This window comes from Parabacteroides sp. KHUB-01 (assembly GCF_056640935.1).
This window is the reverse complement of record NZ_CM153256.1, coordinates 2,687,395-2,699,959: the sequence shown is the minus strand read 5'-3', so window position 1 is coordinate 2,699,959 and position 12,565 is coordinate 2,687,395. Positions and strand designations below refer to the sequence as shown.

The 12,565-nt window shown below is 35.6% G+C and carries 7 protein-coding genes; 4 read left to right on the top strand and 3 right to left on the bottom strand.

What is annotated here, in order from left to right:
• Window positions 1-92: 92 nt before the first annotated feature.
• The 3 genes from ACYIAR_RS11470 to ACYIAR_RS11460 all read right to left on the bottom strand — a co-directional run bounded on the left by ACYIAR_RS11470 (window position 93) and on the right by ACYIAR_RS11460 (window position 7,049).
• Window positions 93-2,336: a M64 family metallopeptidase gene (locus ACYIAR_RS11470; RefSeq protein WP_480329695.1), complete on the bottom strand. Its 2,244-nt coding sequence runs from the start codon at window positions 2,334-2,336 to the stop codon at window positions 93-95.
• A 32-nt stretch (window positions 2,337-2,368) separates the two neighbouring features.
• Window positions 2,369-3,334 carry a BACON domain-containing protein gene (locus tag ACYIAR_RS11465; RefSeq protein ID WP_480329694.1) on the bottom strand — a complete coding sequence of 322 codons (966 nt, stop codon included), beginning with the start codon at window positions 3,332-3,334 and terminating at the stop codon, window positions 2,369-2,371.
• Between the two features lie 580 nt (window positions 3,335-3,914).
• The gene (locus ACYIAR_RS11460; protein ID WP_480329693.1) at window positions 3,915-7,049 is read right to left on the bottom strand and encodes a DUF6383 domain-containing protein; all 3,135 of its coding nucleotides are present in this window, start codon (window positions 7,047-7,049) and stop codon (window positions 3,915-3,917) included.
• A 579-nt stretch (window positions 7,050-7,628) separates the two neighbouring features.
• Here ACYIAR_RS11460 and ACYIAR_RS11455 point away from each other — a divergent pair.
• From ACYIAR_RS11455 to ACYIAR_RS11440, 4 genes are all read left to right on the top strand, one after another.
• Complete coding sequence (locus ACYIAR_RS11455) at window positions 7,629-7,967, top strand: hypothetical protein (protein ID WP_480329692.1); 339 nt, start codon at window positions 7,629-7,631, stop codon at window positions 7,965-7,967.
• Window positions 7,968-8,819: 852 nt separating this feature from the next.
• Window positions 8,820-9,788, top strand: coding sequence for a family 20 glycosylhydrolase (locus ACYIAR_RS11450; RefSeq protein WP_480329691.1), 969 nt, complete (start codon window positions 8,820-8,822; stop codon window positions 9,786-9,788).
• Window positions 9,776-10,546 (top strand): family 20 glycosylhydrolase, encoded by a 771-nt coding sequence (locus ACYIAR_RS11445; RefSeq protein WP_480329690.1) that lies wholly within the window; start codon window positions 9,776-9,778, stop codon window positions 10,544-10,546. Before ACYIAR_RS11450 ends, ACYIAR_RS11445 begins: the two co-directional genes overlap by 13 nt.
• 140 nt (window positions 10,547-10,686) lie before the next feature.
• Window positions 10,687-12,534 carry an ABC transporter ATP-binding protein gene (locus tag ACYIAR_RS11440; protein ID WP_480329689.1) on the top strand — a complete coding sequence of 616 codons (1,848 nt, stop codon included), beginning with the start codon at window positions 10,687-10,689 and terminating at the stop codon, window positions 12,532-12,534.
• The last annotated feature ends 31 nt before the right edge of the window (window positions 12,535-12,565 follow it).

The window sequence follows — 12,565 nt, the reverse complement described above, 5'->3', positions numbered from 1 at the left end:
ATAACTTTGGAAATTTGGCGATTTCACAACTCTGATTCGTTAATTGTTGAATCAGGTGCCAACACCTGATTCAACAATTAATCAAAATACATCTATTTCTTAAAATGAATTTTAACTTCAGTTGAAGGATAATCCATAACTCTTGGAGGTGCTCCTAACAACCCCTTAGGTTCGTCATATCCGGAACGTGTCTCGATCTGAGAATTTATCCTCTGTCTGTTTATCTCATCATACTCGAGAAAATCTTCAAATCTATATACCTCTCCTGACAATTTTTTGATTCTCATAAATATGCTCATTCTGCTAGGTGCATTGAAACCACCGGTATTATACCTCATTATACTGTTTTCTGTTGAACGGTACACGCCCTTAGGATAATAATCGGCTCCTTCATAAATACCTATTTTCTCTTTCGCATATCTTGGATCATTAAGAAAATATTTCCAAACTATTTTATTGGGATCATTTGTAACATCCACATTTAAACTTTCATTCCGACTATGCGCTTCGACAATATATTCAGGATTAGGATAAACACCATCAAATTCAACATATTCATCTGCCAATTTACCAAATCCATGTCCACAAACCTCATGATGAATCAATTCTTTCAAACCATCCATATTATTACTAACTTGACAAAATGCAGCACTATAGCCATCTGCGTACCACCAGCAATTTGACCTAAAAGGAGCATTAGTTTTCATAAGAATAATTGTAGAGACATTTGCTAACTGATTATTTAGTTGATAAACATCCTGAGTATAATCAATTGCAATATCAGGTCTGGTTTCAAAAGTATTTCTTTCGAACTCATAACCTGTTTCAAATGCTGTTTTTCCTGTCAAATATGGATTTTCAGAAACTATATTTACACAATAAATATCAAAATAGTCTCTAAAAGAAGTATATGGTTCTTCCGAGAACAAAGATTCTACCGCAAAATCAACATGTTCACGATATGTTCCATCAGCAATATCCCGGTCTGTATATGCTTCACCCAATATAACGACCTTCAATCCTCTACCTTTTGTATGACGTTGGATGACATCAATCTTTTTATGCATAGAGTAGTCTGTTGATTTATACATAGGGAAGTTTATTTTACAACCTTCCTGCTGATATATAACCGTCTCCGGTCCGAATTTTTTCCACCATTCGGATTCAGTAATTTCTTCAGGTATATCTCCACTCAAACTATTTCCACATAGATTTATATAATCTAGAGAATTCAAAGCTGCCAGCTCTTTTGGAATGCTGCCTTTTAGTCCATTATTAGATAAATCAAACCATCTAACATGTCCACTCCAATAATCCACACCATACCATTCATCTAAAGGCCTGTCACTACACCAGTTTTCATTATTTATCCAATTATCCCCATCAGTAGCTTTATATAAAGCAATCAATGCCTCTTTCTCCTTTTTAGCTTGCTCTTCATAATTATTTTCAGAAATATTCAACTCATAGATATGCCCGGCTTTGAAGCCTCCATCAGGAGCTTTACGCTCATAAATTATCTTTGAATTTTCATTTTTCCAAACTTCAAATTTAATTTCTGTTCCTTCTTGGACGGGCAATATGGCAATATAACAGGTTAATTCTTTATTTGAGTAAACGGCCTCTTCAGGAAAAATATACCATAAATTATATGCCATACCTCCCACTATTTTACCTGTATTTATGTCGTAATATAAACTATTTGATTCTTCATCTTCATAACAAGCTATATAATCTGAAGCATAAAGCATAAAACTATCAATTCCCTTAATCAAATCAGTATTTATTGTCATCTTGATAAATGCGTAAAGATGCTTAAATGACATATTTACCTTTCCATTCTCAATAATTGACTTAGAATAAAGGAAATCATAATCAGAATTGAATTCACCATTATTATAATGTTGACTTAACAACTGTGGTAATGCTATTTTGGGATACTCAAACGGCTTTCCTTCTTGAATCGGATAAAATGCATAAACAGAATCTCCAGGATAATTATCCATTTGTTCTCCTTCAGGTAAAAACAAAGATTGTTTTGCTGATGATTGCGCAGAATATTTATAAACACCTTGCTGCTGTTTAGTATATATACCTATTATATCTCCTGCTTCCCAGGAAACGGAAACCGACTTTTCGCCTTCCGTATATAATGTCTTTGTCTCTGGCTCATTCAAATTACCGATTACATATAACGAATCGGATCCATATTGCCTGAAATCGTCGTCCACACAGCCAAACATAAACAATGCCAGTATGAACAATATTATATTATTTATTCTATCTTTTTTCATAACTTTTTCATCTATAATGGAACAAGATTTTTCTATAATCATATTTTTAATCTATATATTTCAATATATTAATCCTACCATTTCTCAATCGGCATATCATCTATTCCTGAATTTTCAGTTGAAGCACTATTGTTTTGGTAAACCTGAAACTCGTCTTTAACATTTCCTCCGGAGATTACCACAACTGCACTTCGTCCTTCAGCACCGGTATTTTTTTCAACATCAATGGTCAATATCTTATCAGATATCTTTGCAGTAGGTTTTAACCATTTGGCATCATTTATTTCTACATCAAAATCATAATCAACATTCGTTTTTACAACCAATGTTGCTCCGTTACTGCTAACGTCAAATTGAGTTGCAGTCACAATATCATCACCTTGCGGCATCTGTATAATATGCGCCGAAACAGAAAGATTATTCTCTTCATTTCTGAATATAACATCGCATTCACGCATACTGTCAGTATCATTTGGAGCAACAGAGACACATTGTGTACTCTCAGTTAAACTACGCAAATCACACTCAGAAATCCAATCCAAATCTGGTAGAAGCATTTCGTATTCTATGTTGCTTTTTAAGCTAATCTCCACAGTACCACCGTTACTACCAGAAACAATATACTCTTCCTGCAACAGTCTTATTGAAGGACGATTTCCTTCTTGATTTACAGTAATCTTCTCAACAGCTTTTCCACTTTTAATACTAATAATACCTACACGATCATCCTCTGCGGTATTCTCGCTAATATTAATCTCAAGAGTGTGTGTACCACTTCCTCCTTGAGATGGATTAATCTTTATCCATTCTGAAGCATTTCCATCAACTTCAGAAATCCAATCATGTGTTGACGAAAATTCAACACTTAATGATGTTGACTCCTGATAGACATCAAAAACTTTTTTATCAGAAAGAATCTCAATTTCTGCATTTTCTTCTACAACAGGCTCCTCTTCGTCCGAACATGATAAAAAGCACAATGGCAACACACATACAGACAATAATAAAAAGAGCGTTTTAAATTCAATCTTAATGCTCATAATACAAATATTTAGGTTGTTTTTTTAATAAAATTGCAAACACAAAATTGATATTAACAGATAAATAAAATCCTTCATATATGTACATTCAAAGATTCAACAGCACTAGATTTTATCTTTATTTTACAAAAATAAAAAAAATCATCAACAAATAATCATATAAATCTGAAAATAAATAAAAATATATTTTACACTAAAAAACTATGCTTCAATATATTTAAACAAAAGGCTGCTCCTCCGAAGAGAAACAGCCTTCCTTAGACATTTAATTTTTATTCACACGCCCTTTCATTCCTCACGGAATTACTTTTTATGGGCTTTAGAACTTTTAAATTACACTACTATTATTAATAACTAAAAATTAAAGGTTTCACTCTCACGAGTTACTTAATTTCTTTTATTTATTCATTGATTATTATATCAAGGTTTGTGTTATTAAAAAAGAACGGGAGCAGTGAAGATTCTGCGGGTAAATCCCGAATGTCTTTTCTGCTCCCGCTTTAAACTAAAGTTTTTATCGTTTAGAGCTTTGAGTTGTAAGATTGAACTTACAAACTCAAAAACTCATTAACTTATAAACTTATTTTACATTTACTTTGAAGCTTTCACCTTCAACAGCAACTACTACGATACCAGCAGGTACGTTGATTGTTGCGTTATCTGATGTCAATACTTCGTTAGCTACTACCTGACCAAGGATTGTAGATACTACTACGTTCTTACCAGCAGCGTTCTTAACGTTGATTGAACCGTTGTTAGCAATTACCTTAACTTCAGATGCTGATACTGATTCGTTAGATGTTGGAGCTTCAGTTTCTGCTACACGGAATTTGATAGCTGTTTTCTTTTCAGTCCATGTTACTTTTTCACTGATACTTCCAAGATATTTACCTTCAGAATGTGCTCCATCAGCAGCTTTATTATTATTGTTCTGACGAATATAGTAATAACCATCACCATCTTCAGTTTCTACAATCTGGAATTTGAAACGATTCAAACCACCCCAAATGTTATTCTTATTATCTTCCTTATCAGCAACAAGCTTAGAAACTTCACCCTTAACAGTCAAAGCCAAAGTATCACGAGTTTCATTTATAATTGCTGGTTTGAACACCAACTTACTCATATCTTCACTCCACTGATATTTAGGATCGTAAGGCATAGTCATTTGGTAACCAATTGAATCTACTGGATTGAACAAGAACAATCTTTCACCATTTTCACTACCCATACCTTTAGTGATATAATAAGAAGGAGCTACAGCATCTTCATCAGTCTTATACAAATAGTAAGCAGAACCTTCATTATCAACCATTATAGCATCACGATCCTTATTCATAGACAAGAAGTTACCCACTTCACTCTGAATAGTTACATGACCTTCATTTTTCCAAGATTTATAAGGAGCTTCTGTCAACAAGAATGTTCTAATCTCTTCAGCGCCAGCTTCAGGATTATATGTACCTAGATACTTATAAGAGTATTCAAACTTACCGCTTACCTTTTCAAGAGACAAATCTTGTGAATCATCAGCAAATTCACCGATTGTTGAAGAAGTATTTGATTTCATATATGATGTTTCAATCAAAGATACTGAACCATCTGCGTTATTTCTAATGATATAAGTTGTATAACCACTCTGTTGAGCTTCAGGTAAAAGATCTGCTGTCAAAAATGCACCAGTTTGATCTGCATCATATATATATTCAAGCTGATACTGAGGTACAGAAATTATATCTCCAAACGGAGCAACTTTCTTCTGACCATTTTCACCTCTATATACATAATCTCTTTTTATTGTCTTAACTTCATCAAGTTTCTTCAATCTCCACTGAGCAGCATCATACAAATCTTCAGTCAAGTTAGCATAATTATTATTATCAGCATCTGTTAATTCAAATTCTGTTTTACTGCTATTTGCTTTACCGTATGCATAAATGATATTTGAAGTATTATTAATATCACGAGCAAATGCCATAGTGACAGTAGTTCCATCAGCTACATTCCAGAAACCAGCATAAGGATCTACAGTTGAAGGTTCAAGTTCAACAAGTACACTATTGAATGCAAAATTCTTATTTCCTGCAGCATCCTTAACCAAATCTACACCATAAGTACTCTTATTGATATTTGCTACTAAGAAATTAGAATCGCTACCTGTAGCAACTGCAAAAGAATACTTATTATCATCTTCATGGAACAACTTAGCAACAAAGCTAGTTCCACTTTCACGGTTAGTAAATGTTACCTCACTAGTTTTTTCATTAATATCGGTAATAACAAACTGATATGCAGGAGTAGCCAAAACGTTTTCAGCTAAAGCTTCACCCTTAGCAACGAAATCCCATGCACCACTAACAACACCAGTAGTTAAATACTTATTCTTTTCAGTTTTATCATTTGCTCCTGAAACGAATTTAATATTATAAACTGAAGCACCATTTGTCTTCAACAATTCAGTTAAAGGATTAACCAAGCCTGATTCACCAAATTTGAAAATATTACCTGCAGTTCCAGCTGATGTTGCCAAATAATATTTTCCACCATGTTCAATCACATTCAATGCTATACCATCATTCTTTTGCAAATGAACCAAATCATCTCCTGTTGCATTAGCAGCCTTCAAATAACGGAAATTATTCTTAACCCTAACAGCAAATGGATATTTAGCCTGAGGTGTATAGTCGACTGCAAAACAAGCATTATAAACAGAAATATCTGTTGCTTTTGAAAGCTGGCTTTCTGTATCACCTAAATACTGATATAATTTAGATCCTTCAACTTCTGCCAACTGGAAGCCACGACCTTCTTCTGAACGTTCTTTACCAGAAGCTTCTACACAATCTGTTGAACTAACAACTATAAATTTACATTTTGTCAAGTATTCATATTTCTTTTCATTAGTCATTGAATCGAAATCTCCAGAAGGACGACTTGTTGTGAAATATGTACCTGCTGGGAATCCCCAGTCTCCACTTTCTGTTTGTTCATTTGCGACAATTGTAGTAGGAACATTCAATGCAACCATTCTCTGGTTAAACAAGTTTTCAATGTCACGTTTTGTTCCACCTACTACACTATCCAAATCAAATGAAAAACCTTTTTTGTTATAAAGTTCATTTAAATCTGAATCAGGAATGTCAATTTCTTTTGTTGCGACAAGGTTGAATAGAAGTTCATATTTTGATTCACCACTAACTGGTGTCAAATTCCAACCTGCTTTACCTGAAATAGCACCAGCAGACCAAAGCATTGACAAATTATTACCGCCTAGACTGCTCAAATCAATTGAACATGCATTATCTTCCGTTACAGGATTACCTGTAATAACACTTGAATTTCCTTTATATTCTTCTGAATAAAAATACTGCTGAACAGTTGCACCTGATTCATTTTCTAAAGTATGACCTGAAGCAGTTACTAGCATATAAGCCTTAACTCCATTAATATCTTTACTAGTAATGGTCCATGAAGCATCAGCTAAATTTTCTTCAGTAATTTGAGACAATGTCAAATTTCCATCTTTATCTAAAACCAATCCATAGTTATTAGATGCAACTCCATTCCATTTAGTTCCAGCATGTTGAGCAGATTGCATAATTTTGTAATATTGACCATCATCTGCAACGTCCTTCAGATTTTTAGCCTCCATTACACTAAAAGCAGAGCTTAAAAGCAAGCTCATACCTAAAAGAGTAGAAAATCTCTTGTTCATAATTAATAATAATTTAATTGTTAATATTGAGTTATAAAATTCATTCAACATCACAACCAAATACGGGAAGAAACAAGGAAGGTAGGATACAAATAAAGAAAGGCGCCGTCCTGTTGTCTTAATCAACGGACCGGCGCCTTTTTTATATTTTCTATATTATATAATGTATAAGAAAACCTCAACACATAAAAAAAGCGCAGGAACCCGTTGTTTATTATTAACTTTAAGGCATCTGGAAAAAACCCGTACAACAATAATAAAACAACAGCCCGCGCCCTAAACGGTATAGTTCTCTCTTCAAGAAATATGTCTATATACAAATAGCCAATACTCCTTTCATACAAAAGAAGGATACAGCAGAGCGCAAGCATTTATTGTCCTTATTCCGTTGTACTAAAAATTTTCCAGATTTTTAAAGTTGGAATAATCACCGTAAATGCATTGCATCAAATATGTCTATCCTTATAACCGGCAAAACACTATTTGCCGAGGATTTGCTGCAAAGTTAAGTAGTAATTATTAATCTGCAAGAGATTATTAGTATTTTTTTTCAACACATCGGGTTTATATGACAAAATTATGGGTTTAGAGGATAAAACACATAGATACGAAGATACAGAGGAATATTTAAATAACGTGAGTTCGACGAATTCAGAACTATCTACCAAGGCTGAAAGCCTTCTGAGGGTGTTGCCTTTTCAAGGCTCTAATTTTCGCACAAATTTCAAGGGTAAACCTATTGCGATTTCAGGTGTACAATATTTCTATCAAATATTGACTGTATGTCAAAATAATAAAATGTCAAAATGTCAATCTAACCCCTCTCAAACTCCAATAAATCCGTATAAAATATTTTTTGCGGGTTTGCCTACCATTCTCGTGAGCTTTAAATCTGTTTTTTTGATCATAACACAATAACATTTAATAATTTACCAACAAAAATTGCTAATCACAAAAATCCATCAAAATTACCGATATTTCTATTAAAAGCCGTGATTTTTAGTAGTTTTCAAGTTCAAAAATGACATAAAAAAAACACAAAAAAGAATGTAAAAAAATGATTGTAATGATGTTAGAAAAACATTTCAATCGTTGTACGAAATCATTACTATGACTGAGGTAAACTATTGTGATAACTTCCTGGAGGAATTGTAATCATTTCCCCAAATCATTACAATCATTTTCCGGGAACGATAAAAAAACCAGGTATAAAATTAGGAATTAGGGCAATTTATTTAAAAAGCGAGTTAGTTAAAAATGGAGAAAATATGCATTTTGACAATAAAAACACGATTCATGTAACATAATGTAATCACCGACAAATGTTTTCTTTAGTTAGTTACTATAGTCTATCTGATATAGGCTGAAGGCCTTACACAAATCCGCCTAGGCGGATTTGATAGCCCAGGGTGTGAGCCCTGGGTTAACAACGACACCACCCCTCCCAACAAAGCCCTGAAGGGGCGAAATCTCAATCGCATTGTACCGCCCCTTCAGGGCTCATTTTGTATTTTGTATCTGTAACCCAGGGCTCACACCCTGGGCTATAAGAAGGCTTTCAGCCTTAAGCGCAATATTGTATGCCGCCTACATGTTTGTTCTATTTGTGTTATATACAATACATAAACATCAATATATAATTTTCACAAACATAATTATTGTTGCAGAACATAGGATGAAGGGCTTACACAAATTGTAAATTTTCTGAATTTAATCTTAAGTTTCGCCACATCTTCGTAACTTGCGAAACTTAAATTAATCTATTATAATATGAAAAGTATTTCCTTTATCTGTTCACTAGCTGCTGTATGCGGCATCACTTTATTCAGCTCATGTTCTGAAACAGAAACTGGTCCGAGACATTTTAATATTATTCCGGCTCCGGCACAATCAAACATTGGAGAAAATGCATTTGCTCTGAAAAACAATTGTGTGATTGCATATTCCGATGAATCATTGAAAAGTATAGCCGAGAAATTTGCCGAATATATAAGCAAGCAAAGCGGACTGAAAATAACTGCTGCTGGTAAGGCTCAGAAAGAATGCAAAAACGGTATATTCCTGAGTATTAATCCTGCAAATTCGGAGCTGGCATCAATGCCTGCAGCTTTCGGCGTGAGTGCTGACGATGGAAATCCTGCCGATGAGCGTTATACACTGAATATTGATAAGAACAATATAACAATTGAAGCGATGGCTGCGGAAGGAATTTTTCGAGGCGCAACTTCCCTACTCCAACTTGTGGCAGGAAATTCACTTGAAACTGGTAGCACTGTTTATCTTCCCGCACTCGATATTGCAGACAATCCTAGATTTGCCTGGCGAGGTTTGTCTCTCGACGTGAGCCGCTGTTTCTTCACTGCGGACGAAGTGAAAGAGGTAATCGATATGCTCGCATTATATAAAATGAATGTTCTGCATCTACACCTTACAGATAATGAAGGATGGAGAATAGAGATTAAAAGCCATCCGAAACTAACTGAAATTGGAGGTAATATTGAAAACAACGGAAAACCTGTGGGATTTTTCACTCAAGATGATTATCGGGAGATTGTGAACTATGCTGCAGAGAGATTTATCACTGTTGTTCCGGAAATTGACTTGCCTGGTCATACTAAAGCAATTTTTGCCGCATACCCGGAATTGAAGAATGCTGCAAAAATGAAATTCAAATTGAATATGAGCGGTCAGGCAATCGGTGCTTTGGATGTGACGATCCGAAAGCTATGCAACTGGTGAGCGATGTTGTGAAAGAGATTTCTGCGATGACTCCGGGAAATTATATACATATCGGAGGAGACGAAACCTGGGGATTGTCTGACGACAAATATGTTCGTTTTGTTGATGCAACACGCAAAATAGTAAAAGAGAACGGGAAAAAAGTGGTTGGATGGCAGGAATCTGCACGAACTAATCTTGAGGAAGGTGATGTAATGCAATATTGGGTGCATTACAAGAATATGTCGTTAAGTTCGGGCGATTCAACAAAGAAAAAGAAATCCACTATGCCTGAGGAAATTCAGAAAATGATGAAAGAAGCATTCATGAAAAACGCAAAAGACATGGATTTGGGATTGGAAAAGAATGCACGCATAATTTTGTCTCCTAGTTCGTATGTTTATCTGGATTTCCCTTATAAAGAAGCAAGTGCCGACAGCACACAGAGCGAAGAACAGAAAAGACTCGGTTTACAAGGATATCCGAAACAAACCATTGCAGAGATGTATGACTGGAATCCAGCCAAATTCAACGATAAGCTGAACACTGAGAAAAACATAGCCGGTGTTGAAGGTGCTATTTGGTGTGAAACTGTGACAAACTTCAGCGACTTGCAATTCCTGCTGATGCCTCGCCTTGCCGGTGTTGCAGAAAAAGGATGGTCGGCAGCTGAAAACACAAACTGGAAAGAATACAAATCCAGATTGTCTTCTCATTCATTATTATGGGAAAACATGGAATGGAACTATTTCAAATCCTCGCTTGTTGACTGGAAGTGAATTTGCAGCCAATTTGAAAAAAATTTGCAACTCACAGATTTATTCCCTAAACTTGCATTTTAAAAAAAACACGGAGACACAAGAGTATATAAATTAAGAAATAAAAACTCTGTGTCTCCGTGTCTCTGTGTTAAAATAATATGAAAGATTTTCTCCTTATCATTAAACGATTTGTTCCGCCATATAAGAAATATATGGTGTTGAACGTGATTTTTAACTTTCTGTCTGCAATACTTAATCTGTTTTCATTCGCACTCATAATTCCGATTCTGAATATTCTTTTCAGAATTGACAAGGCGGAATACAGCTTTATGGAATGGAATCTGAATCCCGGAAGCTGGGAATCATGGAAACATTTTGCCGAAGCTCTGAAAAACAATTTCTTCTGGTATGTGGGAGATTTGATAAACACATACGGAGGTTCAACGGCGTTGATTGTGCTAGGAGCTTTCCTTGTGGTATCAACATTTCTGAAAGTTGCAACGATGTATCTTGCGTTCTACACTATGATTCCAATCCGAACCGGTGTTGTTCGTGATATCAGAAACCAGATAAACAGAAAAATCACGCAGTTGCCTTTAGGTTTCTTTTCGGAAGAGCGTAAAGGAGATATTCTGGCAAGGGTTTCGGGCGATGTCAATGAAATTGAGGCTTCGGTAATGAGTTCGCTTGACATGCTGTTCAAGAATCCTATCCTTATATTGATTTACCTTGCAGGAATGATTGCCATCAGTTGGCAGCTCACTCTGTTCGTATTTATTCTGCTTCCGTTTGCTGGTTATCTGATGGGACAAGTCGGAAAGAAACTGAAACGCCAGTCGCTTGAGGGTCAGCAACAGTGGGGCGGACTGATGAGCCAGATAGAAGAGACACTGGGTGGTTTGCGTATTATCAAGGCTTTCAATGCAGAAAAGAAAATACAGGAGCGTTTTGAGAAAAGCAATGAGCAATTCCGACGCACAACAACAAAGGTTTATCGCCGTCAACAAATGGCTCATCCAATGAGTGAATTTTTGGGAACGGCAACTATTGCCATTGTTCTGTGGTATGGAGGTTCGCTTATCCTGAGCGAAGAAAGTCCGATTGACGCTTCTACATTTATATATTATCTTGTTATCTTCTATAGTATCATAAATCCGGCAAAAGATTTAAGCAAAGCTGCTTATGCTATTCAGAAAGGTCTTGCCTCAATGACACGTATCGACAAAATTCTTATGGCTCAGACAGATATAAATGACCCGGAAAATCCTAAGCCAGTAGCGTTGAACGAGGCTATCAAATACGAAGATGTATGGTTCAAATATCAGAATGACTATGTGCTGAAAGGTATAAATCTTGTTATTCCTAAAGGAAAAACAGTTGCACTTGTCGGTCAGTCCGGTTCCGGAAAGAGTACTCTTGTTGACTTGCTTCCTCGATTCTATGACGTGACAAAAGGGAAAATAACAATTGACGGTACAGACGTAAGAGACACAAAACTATACGATTTGCGTGCATTGATGGGAAACGTAAATCAGGAAGCTATTCTTTTCAACGACACATTCTTCAATAATATTTCATTTGGTGTGGAAGGTGCAACACAGGAACAAGTGGAAGAAGCGGCACGTATTGCCAATGCTCATGATTTTATCATGGCAACAGAAAACGGCTATCAGACAAATATCGGTGACCGAGGAGGAAAACTTTCAGGAGGTCAGCGTCAGAGAATTAGTATTGCCCGTGCAATATTGAAGAATCCGCCTATTCTTATTCTTGACGAGGCTACATCTGCCTTGGATACTGAATCTGAAAGACTTGTGCAGGAAGCATTGGAAAATCTGATGCGTAACCGTACGACAATAGTAATTGCTCACCGCCTGTCAACAATCAAGAATGCAGATGAGATTTGTGTGATGCACGAAGGCGAAATTGTGGAACGTGGAAAACATGAAGAATTGCTTGCGTTGAACGGATATTACAAGAGACTCTGTGAGATGCAAAGTTTTTAAACCCATTGAAACAGACTCTTGCCAACTCATT